Here is a 15,624-nt window from a genome sequence, read left to right as displayed (position 1 = left end):
GGTCAATATGGCCAGTCAAGGAGTATACGTATGCCTAATTTTTCTGAAAATTTATTTAAAAAACACATTAAACAAATAGAAGTTGATATTGAGTCTGACTACCAAATGTTGAAATTTGGGTCAGGTGTTCATGATGACCAAGCTCGAATAGCTCAGTCAGGTATTACGACATGTAAAAAGTGTGTCTCTGGTGATGGTATTAAAAAGCGAATTTACGGTAGCTCTATTGAAGCAGAAAGAGCTGCTGATGATTTCTATGAGCGCTCCAATCGAGAGCTCGAAACTTATAGATGTCCCGTAGGTAGTGGTTGGCATTTGAGAAAGCCTAGATATAGATAGAGAATTTCACTTGTTTATGATTCCCAAACTTTAATTATGGCTAATAATAGAGAACTCATTTTTAATAAATAGATTCCCAATCTATAAATTAAAATTGGATAAAGGAAAATGAGTATTTTGAGGCTGCATTTTCCCAAACTTAAATAACTCTGATCATAATTGTAGATCTCGAATAAAGAATGCAACTATCGGAATTAAGTTTGCAACTGTGATCATGTAATTAAGTGGGTTAACGTTTTAATTAAGATGGTTAACTTATTTAAGTGGGTTAACACAACTTTCAAAAGGTGAGTATTTTGCTCACCTTTTTTGTTTTGACGATCAGATATATTATTTTTTACTTCAATATAGTTGGTTCGCGTTCACGACAAAGGTAAAAAGAACGTTTGGTTCCAATCAGTCTGCTAGGGTGTGAATGGTTAGCTTTTTATATTGGTAAGATTCGCCCAATGTTCGTATTCACTGGTTCAGAAAAGGCATTGTTTCTGGCTAAAAATGGCAAACTCTATGTGCCGGGCAAGTTGCCTGATATGGCATCACAGTATGCCAAACTTGCAGGTTTGACCGCAGTGGAGCGTGCCACCTATACCGCCACAATAATGTTAGACAATGGTGCTAATTTACGCCACTTTCAATAGATGCGGGGCCATGCCCGTATCCTCACTACACCGTTATATACTCATGTAAGTCGTAAGAAGCTGTCAGAGGTTTATGAAGCTACAAATCACTCTGCGGAAGGGGGGAGTGGTGTTTTAATAATTCAAAACTGACACTTGATATTGGTAAAAGCACTGTAATAATATACAGTGTCGATTTAAATCGACTTAACTGTCATTATTAACCTTTAAAAATATTAATAATAAGCTTTCATGGATAGAAAGTGATGCATATCCAATCACAAATCTTTCCTGCAAAGCAACTCCAATAATGAGAGGTTGCTGACAGTTGGTTAAGTTACATGAAGTAGATCCTAGAGAACAGGACGGTAGAGATACTTTATCTAGGTATAAAGCCCAAACTAGAGCTGCTAGTTTAGCCACTTTAGAAATTCTAGAAAATAATACTGTTGATCGAGTGTTTTGCGATTGGCATGACGACTTCGTTGTTAGAAAGATTATTGACGGGAAAACGTATTATCACTTTTTTCAGGTTAAAACTAAGAAAAGAAGAAATGCACAATGGTCGCTAATAGATATTTTTGGGATAAACAATAAAAAAAAGCCTGAAGATATCGTTGAGAGAATTACGGATAGCTTTGCTGGAAAACTTTTGATTCATACTGTCAATTTTTCAGCTTCGTGTGAAAAAGTTATTTTTCTAACCAACATCCATGTCAAAGACGAAGTTGAAGATCTGCTGGAAGCGTTAGATGAAGAAGATTTTACAAATAAAACCTTAGCAGCTCTAGTTGAGCATTTTAACAATTGTTTCAGTGACGAAACTCAATTGTATAAAGAACATGAAGTTAAATCTTTAATCTCAAAGTTTGGAATAGATCCGGGTGTCGAATACTTAAAAGTAGAAGGCGCTATATTCGAGTCTATTGCCAGAGAAAAAATCTTTCTGTACAGCGAAATTGATCTTCAGTATATGGAAGCAAGAGAGATTATTGATAACTTGATGGCTTTGGTAGAAAGCAAATCTGTGGGAGTTTTGCCGAAATCGTTAGATGAAAAAACCTTGGATGAATTAGCTGGGGTTGGCATTGATGAATTGCTGGAAGTCTTGAGTTTATCGAAAATTGGCTACGATATGCTAACTAGTGGTGGTGACACAAAGGCGCTAAAAAACCTTTCAATATTACAGCGGATTTTAAAGAAAACTGATACACCAAAGCAACTCATTGACTATGCAGCAAAATGCAAAACTGAATGGGACATTTGGTATAGGAAGTACAGGCACGATGTACCTGACTTTAATTTAATGATGCTGGAATCTAAGTTATCGGACGCTGTAAAACAGAGAATAGTGACAGGGTTTGGATTTACTGAATTAAAAGAAGATGTAGAAAGAATATTTAGTGACTTAAAAAAGGAAAAGTGCTTCACAGCTTTAAGTGAAGAGATTGTTTTAGGTGGATTGTTCTCAGTAATGGTGAGGTCTCAATAAATTATGGATATAGAAGAGTTTTTTGAGGTAGCCAAAGCTTCAAATCTTAGAATTCAACTTGATGAAGTAAAGACTGTTAGGTCACATAGGCTGAGTAATGAAGCTTTATTTCACTTACCTTTTATTTCTATGGTTGTTTTGTTGATGGCAAAAGAGAGGCGGAAACCTAACACTCCAGAATTGGGACAATTAGTTGGAGAGTGCATAGAAAGGTCGATTAAAGAGTTTAAAGGTTCTTCTCAGCATTTAGGCTGGTCTGCAAATCTCCGAGTGAGAACGGTAAAAGCACTTTCGTTTTTGGAAATAGCGAAATTGGTTTCGGTTAATAACAGAAAGACTAAATTAGAAGCTACTGAATTAGGCAAAAAAGTAATTAACAAGGCCATAGATGAGAAATCAGACTTGTCTTACAACCTGCTTTTAATTCAAAGACATTATCGAAATATATGCAGAGAAAAACAAATGGAGCTTGAATTAGCATGAAGTTAGAAAGTCTAAAAGTGTATGCTCGTGGCAGCAATGGATGGGGATCAAGTGAGCTTACATTTGCTAAATCTATCACTCAGTTGTACGGGCCAAATGGCTCAGGAAAAACCCCTCTTGTGCAGTCAATAGCCTTTTGTTTAGGCTACCCGTGCGAATTTAGAGATGATATTTATGTTCACTGTGAAAGTGTTGTGTTAACAGTATCTTTAAATGGGAAAAAATATAAATTAAAGCGTCAATATTCGCGAGAGTTTGACATTCAAGTTTTGGAGCCAACAGGTACTAATCAACGATTTTTTAAAGAGGGCGATTATAGCCGTTATTTATTTGAAGTATTTGGGTATGAATTCCCTCATTTGGTGACTAACTCCAATACACACACGCACCCTTATTTATCGACAGTATTACCAATTTTTTATTTAGATCAAGATATTGGATATACAGATTTTTATAAGTCTCCGGGCAGTAATTTCATTAGAGATCAATTTTCAGAGGCTGTCAGGATTTGTGTAAACCTACCTTCAAAGAATTCCTTTGATAAGAAAAAAAGTGCCATTGATGCGAAAAAGGCTGTTGAGCGATTGGATAATAAAGTTCATCGCTTAAAAGGATTGTATGAAGATGCGTTAAATGAAAGTGAGAGTGGTAAATTAAATATTGTTGAAGTTGATAACCAATTAGATTTGCTTAAGGCAAAAATTGAAGAGTTAAAGTCGAGTAAGAACTTAAAGCTTGATGCTACGGATAATATAGACAGATTGCTTTCCTCTAAAATGACACAAGTTAGGCTGCTAAAGGAAGAGCTTGATTTATTAGAAAGTAAATGCGCCAGTATATCGACTATTCGTTCTGAAATTGAAGTGGAAATAAATACGCTATCTCTAAATGAAGAGGCCAGAAGGGTTTTTAAATCTTTTGCTGATATTTGTTCTGTTGATGGGTGTGGCCTATTTCTTGGTAGTTCGGAGTCATACGGTAAAAATCTTCTTTATCTAAAAGATCAAATAAAAGATTTAGAAATTAGTAGCGTAAGTTCCGAAAAAAGAATTGAGGCTATTAAAGTTGAATTGAAAACACACTTGGATGATATAGAAACCCTAAACAAAGAAAGAGAAAATGCTGTAGATGATGATGGCCTATCTGCGCTGGTAGAGTCTATTCATATAAGTTTATCTGAGATTGTTTCCTTAGAAATTAAAAAGCGGGAATTAGAAAATATTAATGTACTCGAAGAAAAATATATTGCCGCAGAGAGAGAAAGAGATAACGCCATAAGTAAGCAGGAATCTTTAGGCTCTGGAATTAACAAATCTTCAATTGAGTTGATCAGGTTCCAATCTAACCTAAAGAATTCAATATCAAACTGGAAGAATGTGATTAACACTAAAAATGTTTCTGACAATATTGATTTATATGATGGATTCAAAGCTAGTTTTGGTGGAGAAAAGCTTAATCAAATAAAAGGAAGTACGAAACTAAGAGTCGTTTTAGCTTATCACGCTGCTTTGTTTGAACAAATTGTTAAGTTAAACCCTATGGGTATAAGGTTTTTGATTCTTGATACTCCAAGACAGCATGATATTAGTGCAGAAGATTTAGATCAGTTTATCAAGGCACTGAAAATTTTGGCTGATGAGAATAATGTTCAAGTCGTTTTCTCAACTACCGAATATAAATACGAATCTGGAAATGGTGATAAAGATTGGTTGCCGTCATACGATGATGAATCATTTGATCAGACAATGTATTTAGGTAAATAAAACTTAGACAGCAGACTTAAGCTTCTGGATCGTAGTTCGTACTAATTTATATGCAGGCACGATACTATGATCCAGTCACAGATCGTTTTTACTCTAATTTGCAGTAGCTTATATCTGAGCTTACAGCATAAGCAAATAGGTTTAGATTTTATCTGACAGACAGCTATGAGCGAATGGCTGCTCTTTACGATTTCTTTAGCGAGCAAGTTAGTCTTTTACTTTGTATTTTGTTAACGATGCTGAGCTAAAAAACTGAATATAAATATAGCTTATACAACTTTCTTGTATAACCAGAAAAACGAATTACGGAGAATTATGATAGTACTTAACCTTAGGGATAAAAATTTATTTGGCAATGAAGCGGGTGAAGACGAAAGTTTAGATATCTTAAATTCATACTATGTAGACAATGATGATTTTTATGATTTTTTTGATGCAGCAACACCATTAAGTGTTGTTAGTGCTAGAAAAGGCATGGGGAAATCAGCTCTACTTTCTAGATTGGAATATCGGTTAAGGGAAGAAGAGGAATATTTATCTCCATTAGTTGTTCGAGTAACTGGTAATGAATTACTGGGGTTAGGGGATTTTTCAGCGAAAGATCAAGCATATCTCGAAAACTATTGGAAAAGAATCATTTGCAAAAAAATAATAATTGAAATTGGCTGTCAAATAAACCTAGCTTTATCTAGTAATAGCATAACGATGGTAGAAGTAGCTGAACTAGATGGTTTGAAGTCGAAGAACTTAATAGGTGGAATGGTTTCAAGACTGAAAGGAAAGATACCTTTAATAAAACAAGAGGTAACATCAAACATACCCGAAAACTTAGAGAGTGTTTTAAATGCTTACCAAGAAAGTCATAAAAACTCTAAAGTATGGTTATTGGTTGATGACATTGATGCTAAGTATGTAGATACCGAAGAATATCAAGCACGAATTGGTTCTTTTTTTAGTGCTATTCGTTCTATAGCTTTTGATATGAAGCAGCTAAATATCCGAGCGACAGTTAGATCGGACGTTTGGCAAAACTTGCGTTATTTAGAAGATCTTGATAAATGGGAACAGTATATTCTTCCAATTACTTGGACAAATCGGTATTTGCGTGACATGCTTGCAAATAAAATATTGTCATATATACAACGCAATCATGAAGGCTCACCTGAAGCAAAACTTAGTTATTCATCAGACTACAATAGGTTATTTCAAATAGCATTTGAGCACCCGATTAGCTGGGCTGGAAAAAGAGAAACTTCAATGTTTGATGCTATTGCGTCATTCTCAAATAAAAGACCTCGGTGGGTAAGTCAACTTTGTCGAATGTCAGCAGTTCAATCGAAGAAAAACAATTCTAGAAGTCAAAAAATAAAACTCAGTGATATTAATGATATATTAGAAGAGTTTGGTAAAAATAGAAAAAGTGACTTGCTAAAAGAGCATAAGCATCAATTTACTGAGTTAGACGCTCTAATTGACTGTTTTAGAGCTAAAGATATTCACTATACATATAATGAATTGGTTGATTTACTAGAAACTAATTTCATTCGAGGGCGAACAATAGAGGATGTACCACCAGTCGATGGGATTAAATACAATTCAGCAGAAGACTTAGGTGCATTTTTATATAAACTTGGGTTCATTTCACGTAAACATGATGATGGACGCACGTTTACCCATTATCAAGAAAATCCAGACTTATATAGAACCATTCAAAATAGAGAAAATAAAATAGTTTGGGCTGTACATATTTCATATCGTAAGTACTTGAATATAGGTTGAATTCAGCTGGTAAATCACTTAAGAGGACTAAAATAGTTGGGTTTACAATTTTTGCCAACAATTTTAAGCCTATTAGTGATGTGTGAAGATCCGCAATTGGCACATACAACGTGGTAACAGCATTGCACATGGTTTCAACCGCTATGCTTTTACCAATAATAATCCGTATAAATACACTAACCCTGATGGGGAATTTGTTTTCCTTACAATTGCTGCTGTTCGAGCTGCGATTGTAACTCCACCATAAAATGAAACAGTTCATAAGTAGAATTTTCCATTAATTGAAATAGGAAAATTGACGATGAGAAAATCTAAGTTCACCCAAAAGCAAAATACTGCTAGGGTTGGAATGATCTAAACCTTTTGAATACAAAGCCTCGCACTCGCGGGGCTTTGCTCTTCTGGGTTAGCTGTCTATTGGTCCGAACATCTCAATACCTGATCGTGCCACTCTTGGGAAATATGCTGATATTTCACCATCGATCTGCTCTCTACAAAGCTTATAACTGCCAATCGTTTGTCTCATTTGATAAAAGTTTATGCCGCCTTCTCTGTTACTCAATGCATTTACAACTGTATGGATAATAGAATCGGGGCATCTAAGGCCGAATGTAATATCGATCATAGCAAGTGGTGAGTCATTTAATCCAATTTTATCAAAAAGCCTCCATTCATCTTCATATTCCCAAGGTGTTGCTTTTCTTAATAATACACTTTCGTCTAGCTGATTTTGGGCTTCCGGATCTTTATCAAGTATTGCTTTGGCTATTAGGCTGGTGTGCAGAATTCGATTATCGTTGTATATAACTTTTCGAAGAGCAGGCTTTGGATTTCGATCTAAATTGTACCCGATGCAGATTCCTTGATGTTGATCACCATAATGGCTCCAAAGTAGCGAGTTTTCGTAAGTCGAAGAGAAACAGCAAACCCCTTTTCGATATTTATTCAAAAGCTCTCTTTGTATTTCACATCGTAAAAGCCAGTTTTGCGCTTGTTGCTTATTTATTCCTTGTTCGTCGTAATCAGGGTTTGTAGCATAATATGCAATTCTAGCTAGTTCATCTTGTGCTGTTTTTACACCCAAATTCTTCGCGTAGTCTTTACTTCCTTCATCACTGATTTTTGCTGAATTCAAAGAAGCAAGAGTTTCCGCTTCGACTCTATTTTTAACTAGTACTGTTAAAATATCGCTCAACTCTTCATTGGTTGAGTCAGACTGAATCGTTGGTTGGCAATCCATTGGGTCATTAAATGAATTTGGGTTAGCGAAATACAATTGATCCATACAAAGGCTATCAATTGTTAGGTTGCTAAAATTTCTATATCGGTAAACTTTTTCTGGTTGTTCCATTTCCATGTATTACGTCAAGGTTATCTTAATCAGTTAATCTACACTGTGTAGAATCCATTGTGAATAAAGCTGTCAAAATATCTTCTGCATGTGAATGTCATAAGAGGAATGTATTTATTTAATCAATATCTGATTTTAAATCGATAACCATGAGAAATATGCGTATTCGTATAATCAAAAAATATCACAAAATATTTGATGTTTTTTCAATTGTTTATGAAGTCTAAATAATTAATAGAAAATTATAATATTTATTTTTATAAATATTAATTACTTAAAATTCAATGCCTTATACAGATATGCAAGTTGTGCTGTTCAAAATTTAGATCTACGATCACGTTCGTATTTAAACGAATTTGAGTAGACAAAATGAAAAACATCAAACTTCCAACTCTAAGTTATTTCATTCGCCAAATTTATATTTCCCAAGTCAAAAGATTTTCATGGGTAAGGCGGGTGAATGCTTTTAAAATTTAATAAGGCCCTTAAAACGCTTGATAAATGGCATGATGCGTTAGATAAGAAGCAATACGAGCCTCTAATTAAAGTGTGGAGCGGTCCTAAGGGTACAAGAAGGCATTTGTACAAAGGCGCTAAGAGCAAACGCAACCACCATTTCTTAAGCGATGGTGAAAGACGCTTAGGCATCATAAGAGATTCCTTGCCGGAAACCGTTAATTACTTTGAGCAATATCCATTGTGGGACTTAGAGCTATGTGTTCGTATCGCAATCGATATGGGTATCAAGTATCCGTGCGATGAAGAAGGTGAAGCCTATGTGCTCAGTACCGACTTCTATTGTCTAGAGGCAGATTTAAACGACAAAAACCTCGCAACAAAAGAGGTCGCCAGAACATATAAAACGCTGGATTCGCTGGATAGAGAAATCAAGCACCCTGTATCTGTTACGCGTACTCTGCAAAAACTTGAGTTGGAAAGACGATACTATGAAGACAAACAGATACCGTTTGTTTTGGAAACTGACCACAACGTCAGCGTTAACTGTGCATACAATTTAAAGTGGTCCAAGGGGTGCTTGAAATACATTCACGAGATTAAGCACCATCAACAGCCATTTTTTATGGCGTTTGTTGAGATGGCAAGCCTGTACTTTGAAACACCGTTACAAGAGGTTATTCAGCGAGTCAGTCATCGATTGGGACTCAGTTATGACGATGGCTTCGGCCTGTTCCAGTGGGGCATATGGTCTCATCAATTACCGATTGATTTAGATATAAAAATTGATGTGTTTAAGCCAGTTCCTTTATTGGAGGTCGCTTAATCATGTTCCGTAAACATACAGAAATCATCACGCCAACAGGCTCACTACACCTGCGTATAGTCCATGCAACCCGCGATAAGGTCGCTTATTACGATTTGAATAAATCGGTGGTTAAACGCAAACCGAGAGTGGACAAACCCTTACAAAAAAGACGCTCACGCCTTCAAAGCAAACCACTAACAATGGATGCACAAAAGTTAGCCGATATGTTGTCGCATTACCAATATGAAATCCGTGGGATTGAATATGACAACGGCCTTTACGTACCGCGTAGCAAGTCTCCAAATGAGCAGCTAGAAATCAAACTAAAAAGGCGGGATAACGCTCGATTTAACTATGACCTGATAAAGCCTATTGTTGAGGATTCAGAAAAAACCTATGAATACCTGTATACCGACAGAGGTACTGAACTTATCAAGGAAATCAGCGCTGAAAGTGGCGTAAATGCAGCGCAAATATCCAGATTACTTGCACAGTACTTTTATCGTGGTAGCTGTTTCAACGCGATGTATCCGGATTATCGAAAATGTGGCAGCAACTTTGTGCTACCGCTTGTCCCGACTGAGGGAATGTCTAAGCGTGGCAGAAAATCATCAGATACCTATTTTCGTGGGCGCACCAAGCTAGACGAAGACAATATTCTCAAGCACTTGGAAAGATTAGGTAAAAAGAAATTCAAGCGAATGCCTCATACCAAACAGTATGAGGTGTATGACTTCTATTTTCAGTCAAAAAAAGAGAAGTACATTGATGAAGACGGAAAGGAAATTGTCGAGCGTAAACCGCTGGAAGAGAATGAGTGTATTAGCTATGACCAATACTATACCTTTGTTAGAGCGGCTGAAAAAGAAGGGCGACTGAAGTGGCAGCAAAAAGGTGATAAGCGGTATCTATCTGAATACCGCGCTAAGCTAAAACGTGCCCGTTCAGATGTGCCGGGTCCAGCATTTCGTTATGAGGTAGATGCCACGATTGAAGATGTTTATCTTATCTACCCGTACAACAAAAAAGAGCGCTTATCATCTGGCAGACCCACTGTATACCGTGTGATGGATGTGGACTCAGGGATGACGGTAGGCTTTCACGTTGGGATTGGTGGCCCCAACTGGCGCGGAGTCATGCAGGCACTTTACAATGCTTTCACAGATAAAGTGGAATTCTGCAAACAGTTTGGTGTCGATATCACGCATAAAGATTGGCCCTGTAACCTGCTGTGTACGGAACTTGCCATTGATAATGGTGTGGAATATCCCAAGAAAAACATGATGCAGTTGCTTGATGAGAAAATGGGCATTGACTGTATCAACTATTTGCAAATTTATGCTGGTTACACCAAAGGTACTGTGGAAGGTGAGTTTCAGCATACCAAAAACGACATCATCCAATTCATGCCGGGACTGGTTGAACGCATACCCGAAAAAGGCGATACGCACGCTTCGAACCTCGCAGTGTATGACTACGACAAGTTTGTGCAATTGCTGATCATAAACACCATCATCAGAAATAACTTTGTGCCAAAACCGAGAGTATCCAGCAAAGCAATGGAAGTGGAAGGTGTGCGTGCAACTTCCAGAGCTAGGTGGAACTTTGGGCTGCGCCATTACATGAACAATGGACGAGGCATGACTATGAAAAAAGAAGATGTCATGTTCAAGCTACTACCTCGGAGTCGGGCAGCAACTACTGCAAAGGGGATTAAGTACCGCAACGTTTACTACCACTGCGAACATGCGGCACGACAAGGCTGGCTTAATGCAAACCCAAAACGCCCAGTGAAGAAATTAGACATCCGTTACTTTGATGGCTCTACTGACAAGATTTGGTACAAGCATGAAGGCGTTGTTTATGAAGCAACACTCAACACCGAACAGGACGATACCTTTGAAGGTGTTACTTGGTTCGATGTGTCGCATAAACAATCTCAGAAGAAAACGGCTCTAGCTGAACAACAACGCGAACTCCGGCAAGCCCGCTTCATACAGAAGAACAATACGCAACGGCTCACCAAAGAAGCGTTGGATGCGCTTAAAGATTTGACAAGGCCTAAGGCCAAATCATCGCAATCTACGGTTAAAGCATTGAAGGAAATTACCAAGGCGAATATGGATAGGCAGACCGCCTCCATGATTAGCACGTTGATGGTAGGTGAGTCGAAATCCAAAGAAGAAACAGTATCGATGGAGACGTTGCAGTCTTCAATGATGCGCCAAATGCAGCAGATGTATCCCTCATCTGGGCAAAATCAATAGGAAAAAATAACCATGAAGGAGACAACATTAAATATAAATAAGGTAAAAACATGCAAATTTTAGAAGCACAACCAGTGGCTGTAAAAGCGGAATATATTCCTCACAACATCACTGCCTATAACAACAATCCGTTGATTGAAGCGATTCGACCAGCAAAGAGTTTGGAGGCATTCACTAAGGCGATTTTGGTTAATCATAACGTTGATGTAAGCGTTACTCAGATGAGTGACTTCGACAGGGAGTTAATGATTGAATTAATCCCACTGACCTTTGTGCCATCGCCTAAGACGTTTAAAATTTATAGGCACATCGTCAAAGCAATCATGGTGGGGTACTTGCATAGAAGACCTTTCACTATCGATTACAACATCATGCAAAGTGAAATTGGGAAAGGTAAAGACTATGAAATGCCAAGCGCGATTAATTTATCAACGTGTATCTCGCATATCGGTATTAGTGGCGGGGGCAAAACCAAGACGATAGATAAGTGTTTGAGCTTGCTGCCACAGGTTATCGAACACAATGAATACAAAGGTCACTTGTTTCGTAAGGAGCAGGTTGTTTATGTCAAGTTTGAGGCTCCCGCGACTAAAACCAAAAAGGGTTTTATTCTCAATTTTTTCTTTGCAATCGACCAGCTACTAGGCTCTAGCCATTACGAGCTTTGGAAAGATTCCAAGGCGAATAATTCAGCCTTTGTGATTGAGGCAAAGAAAGTGGCAATGAAGTACAACATTGGCATTGTTTTCATTGATGAAATACAGCGCTGCGTCTATGACCGTAATGATGCTAAAGATGAAAACCGGTCAACACTGAATTTTATCGACGCGTTTTTTAATAGCATTGGCATCCCTATGATTGTGGCAGGCACCTATGCCGCGTGGCCTTTATTCCAAACTACCATGTCTACCTCTAGACGTATTTCATCAGGTATATCTGAGCGTTGTGATGGAATTGAGACAACTGTGTATGATCCTGTTACCAAAAAACACATTGCCAATCCGTTTTGGAATTACTACGTGCAGTGCTATTACAAGCCTCACTTGCTGCGAAATCCGTTCACGTTTACTAATGAGATAACCTCAGCGTTAAATTTCTATAGTTGCGGTATTCCCGCACTATTCATTCGTCTGATAAAGCTTTGCTATGAAGAAGCGATTTACTCTGGATTAGAAACTATTTCAGTAGATCTTATTCGTGATGTCTATGCCGATCAATTTTACCTGTTGGCGGACGCACTTCATGCATTGAGGGAAGGTGAAGTAAGCACATTTGAGGATTTGATTAAACCGCATATCAAGCTGCTTAACCCTGCAAAAGCGGGTGAAGATATGAGTACAGCGGACGTTGTTGAACAGTATTGTATTGACAGTGATGTACCTAACCCACCGGGTATGAGTGATGAAGGCGTAGTGATTGATATGCCAGCGGCTAAAAGTACGTTGATACCAGCTGATGATTTTAGAAATTTATCAGGATTAAGTCGGCAGGAAATTGCTGCCAAGTTGGGTGAAGTGAAATCATGAGCAGTGTAGTACGCAAACCGCAAATCAATGCATATCCGTTTGAGGGCGAGCATGTCATCAGCTTGATGGTTAGACATCATCAATATTCAGGTATTAGGCGATGGGATAACGCGACTAACCCGATCTCAATTGATTATAAGACGGTGGTGCCACATTATGTATTGAGGCCCTTATATCGAGATGTTTACGATGCATTTTCGCCTAGCATCGACTATGAAACGTTTTTAGAAAGACACACCCTTTATCGGTATTACGCTCCATTCTTACCAGCAACACTGTTAACACAATCTGGCGATAAGCCGTTGTTTGTTAGCAATATCAATCGCGTTAAGTATGCTGCCCATTGGCGGCATTGCTCGGAGTGCGTTAAGGAGGATATGGACACTATTGGTGAAACTTACTATCACATAGAACATCAATTAGCTGGTATGAGTTATTGCATTAAGCATCAGACACCGTTGTTTGTCGCTTGTGATAGATGCCATGATTCTGGGCGCTATCTCAATAGTATTGGTTTACCGCATGGTAGCAACTGTCCTAAGTGCGATATGGGGTACGATAACCTTGATGGTTACATGGATGATGATATCGATTGGGTATTAAGGACATCCGCAAGGCTGCTCAAACATGAGTTTCCAAACTTGAACTTGCAGCGACTGCAACGCGCCTATCGGGACTATATTGGATTAGATACGTTCACTAACGTTTCTTCACGCAAGGACACCCTAATAATTGCTGAGGCACAACGGGCGTTGGATAACCACTTTGCACCTGAGCTATATGAGCGTCTTCTGATACTTGACGGTTATCAGGGAAACCGAAAATTCCGAGAATTATTCGTGTCGTATTTAGCATACAAGGACAAACTCACGTTACCGATATGTCACTTGCTGATGATAAGGATGTTATTTGGTGAGATTGAAAACATCCCGAATTTGATGAGCTAATAAACTATGAGCTACCCAGTTTATTACCCCACACCAATTAAAGGTGAAACGGTTTTTAGCTGGGTAGCGCGTGCGCATAGTTACTCTGGTTATCCGAGCTTTCGCAACCAATCGTTAAAAGCTCTTCAGATAAAAACCGAATTAGCTAGCACCGAATTTCCTTCCTATATTGCAAAACTGGCACAAAGCTCTTGTGTGGATGAACAATGGATCGTTCAGTTCATGACCGGGATTAACTACTACCGACCTTTTCAAACCCAAGCCCAGTTCCAGCAACTTCAAACAGATTTACTCAGTGGTAATACTGCCTCCACGTACTCCCGTTATGGCATGGTAGCGAACCGCTTGTTAACGGAACCTGTCCTTAAATCGTGCCCTGCCTGCGTGACGTATGATGAAGCACAGCATGGATTTGCGTATTGGCATGTAATTCATCAACTGGCAGGTGTGACTTGCTGCCCTCTGCATGGCGTAAAGCTTCACTCAGAAAAACGTATACGTTCCTTTGCTGCGCAACCAGAGACTAGTGAGGTTGTTGATGCCAGTATAAGTGAGTTCAACCTTTCTACCTGTATCGCCTTGGCGTTTATCGATGAGCCTATTTCTTTTGCAAAAGATGATTTAGTGCGCGTGCTTAAGAACCGATTATTGGAAATGGGCATGGTGACGGCCTGTGGCAATATCCGAAAGCGATTGCTGGTGCCAATGATGATTGAAGAGATAGGAAAGCTTTCAGATTGTGTCCATTTTAAACGACTAGCGTGCGGCTTAATGCGCGGTAGCTATCCTGCGAATCTATTTTATCAACCTCATCACCAATACCATCCACTGAAATACTACTTTCTAATTCACTGCTTATTTGGCTCGTGGGAAAGTTTTAAAGCTGCGATGGAGGCTCTGCCTGAGGAAGAGCCTAAAACGCCCATAGAGCCATCTCAGTGTCCTTCCTCACTCATTGATAACTCACTCATCATCAAATGCCTAAAAGATGGAGAAAGCATGAGGAAAATCGCTGCAAAAACAGTCAAAAGCATTACTTACATTAAAAAAGTTGCAGCTAATAATCAGATTGCAGTGGATAAGCGCCCCTCAAAGATATTTTCTTTTGATGAGCGTGACATTTGGCGAAAACTTGTTGTAGGTGAAACTTGTACAGAAATAGCAAAAGAGTTTGAAATATCAGTTGGTGCAGTGGAGCAGATTCTTCGTAAACATCAGTACCTGAAGCCACTAAGAAAAAAAATTTGGTCCTATAAAGAACTGTGCAACCACCGAGCAATACTTAAATCATATTTTGAGGTTAACCCTCAGCACACAAGAAAACAGTTTAGAGACGCTAACAGCGCTTCTTATATGTGGCTTTATCGCCATGACAAAGAATGGCTAGCTGCAAATTTACCTGAGAAGGTTAAACGAATTTATTGGCCTAGGAAAATGGAGTAAAGTGATGGATGTGCAAATTAAAGATTGGTATGTAATTCAAACATTTTGTGATAATGAGTTATTAGCTGAAAACTTGTGGGGAATAGTCGTGCAAGATAAAACGGGCCGTTTTCAACCTCAAGACTATATATGTACCTCACCAATCCAAGAGTTTAATCAGAAAGCTAATAGTTTTAAAACTAAAAGCGGAACGATTTATGTTGTTATAGGTGATGGCAAAACTGTGAGAGCAAATATAAAGGAGTTTATGCTACTGAAGCAAGGTGTATCACCACTTGAATTGGGGCTGCCTAAAAAGAAAAATTGACTTTAACTCCATATAAAATAAGAGTAAAACTTCTAATTTAAAGAGC

13 protein-coding genes are annotated in these 15,624 nt (G+C 38.3%); 12 read left to right on the top strand and 1 reads right to left on the bottom strand.

Going from position 1 to position 15,624, the window contains the following annotated elements:
* Positions 1-30: 30 nt before the first annotated feature.
* The 6 genes from HCZ11_RS07565 to HCZ11_RS07540 all read left to right on the top strand — a co-directional run bounded on the left by HCZ11_RS07565 (position 31) and on the right by HCZ11_RS07540 (position 6,473).
* On the top strand, positions 31-339 hold the full coding sequence (locus HCZ11_RS07565; protein WP_167658094.1) for a hypothetical protein: 309 nt from the start codon (positions 31-33) through the stop codon (positions 337-339).
* Between the two features lie 449 nt (positions 340-788).
* Entirely contained in the window at positions 789-977 is a 189-nt protein-coding gene (locus HCZ11_RS19630) for a hypothetical protein (protein ID WP_254869122.1), read from the top strand.
* Positions 978-1,284: 307 nt separating this feature from the next.
* Positions 1,285-2,448, top strand: coding sequence for a dsDNA nuclease domain-containing protein (locus HCZ11_RS07555; protein WP_167658093.1), 1,164 nt, complete (start codon positions 1,285-1,287; stop codon positions 2,446-2,448).
* Between the two features lie 3 nt (positions 2,449-2,451).
* Entirely contained in the window at positions 2,452-2,931 is a 480-nt protein-coding gene (locus HCZ11_RS07550; protein WP_167658092.1) for a hypothetical protein, read from the top strand.
* Complete coding sequence (locus HCZ11_RS07545; RefSeq protein ID WP_167658091.1) at positions 2,928-4,694, top strand: hypothetical protein; 1,767 nt, start codon at positions 2,928-2,930, stop codon at positions 4,692-4,694. Before HCZ11_RS07550 ends, HCZ11_RS07545 begins: the two co-directional genes overlap by 4 nt.
* Before the next feature lie 315 nt (positions 4,695-5,009).
* A complete protein-coding gene (locus HCZ11_RS07540) occupies positions 5,010-6,473 on the top strand; it encodes a hypothetical protein (RefSeq protein WP_167658090.1) in 1,464 nt (487 codons plus the stop codon).
* 406 nt (positions 6,474-6,879) lie between these two features.
* On the opposite strand, the gene HCZ11_RS07535 is transcribed toward HCZ11_RS07540, so the two are convergent.
* On the bottom strand, positions 6,880-7,824 hold the full coding sequence (locus HCZ11_RS07535) for a DUF2971 domain-containing protein (RefSeq protein ID WP_217702831.1): 945 nt from the start codon (positions 7,822-7,824) through the stop codon (positions 6,880-6,882).
* A 460-nt stretch (positions 7,825-8,284) separates the two neighbouring features.
* Between HCZ11_RS07535 and HCZ11_RS07530 the strand changes: the two genes are divergently transcribed.
* The 6 genes from HCZ11_RS07530 to HCZ11_RS07505 are packed head-to-tail and all read left to right on the top strand — an operon-like array spanning position 8,285 to position 15,578.
* A complete protein-coding gene (locus HCZ11_RS07530; RefSeq protein ID WP_167658088.1) occupies positions 8,285-9,106 on the top strand; it encodes a TnsA endonuclease N-terminal domain-containing protein in 822 nt (273 codons plus the stop codon).
* A gap of 2 nt (positions 9,107-9,108) precedes the next feature.
* Positions 9,109-11,355: a hypothetical protein gene (locus HCZ11_RS07525; RefSeq protein ID WP_119231778.1), complete on the top strand. Its 2,247-nt coding sequence runs from the start codon at positions 9,109-9,111 to the stop codon at positions 11,353-11,355.
* A 50-nt stretch (positions 11,356-11,405) separates the two neighbouring features.
* Positions 11,406-12,881 (top strand): AAA family ATPase, encoded by a 1,476-nt coding sequence (locus HCZ11_RS07520; RefSeq protein WP_119231777.1) that lies wholly within the window; start codon positions 11,406-11,408, stop codon positions 12,879-12,881.
* The gene (locus tag HCZ11_RS07515; protein ID WP_119231776.1) at positions 12,878-13,828 is read left to right on the top strand and encodes a TniQ family protein; all 951 of its coding nucleotides are present in this window, start codon (positions 12,878-12,880) and stop codon (positions 13,826-13,828) included. The genes HCZ11_RS07520 and HCZ11_RS07515 overlap by 4 nt, the downstream gene beginning before the upstream one ends.
* Before the next feature lie 6 nt (positions 13,829-13,834).
* Positions 13,835-15,271, top strand: a complete 1,437-nt coding sequence (locus HCZ11_RS07510; RefSeq protein ID WP_167658087.1) for a TnsD family Tn7-like transposition protein — start codon at positions 13,835-13,837, stop codon at positions 15,269-15,271.
* Between the two features lie 4 nt (positions 15,272-15,275).
* Positions 15,276-15,578, top strand: coding sequence for a hypothetical protein (locus HCZ11_RS07505; protein WP_119231774.1), 303 nt, complete (start codon positions 15,276-15,278; stop codon positions 15,576-15,578).
* Positions 15,579-15,624: the final 46 nt, after the last annotated feature.

The sequence above is a fragment of the Pseudoalteromonas sp. HF66 genome, assembly GCF_011806445.1.
In the GTDB taxonomy this organism is placed as follows: Bacteria; Pseudomonadota; Gammaproteobacteria; order Enterobacterales; family Alteromonadaceae; genus Pseudoalteromonas; species Pseudoalteromonas apostichopi.
This window is presented reverse-complemented; position numbering and strand designations above follow the sequence as displayed.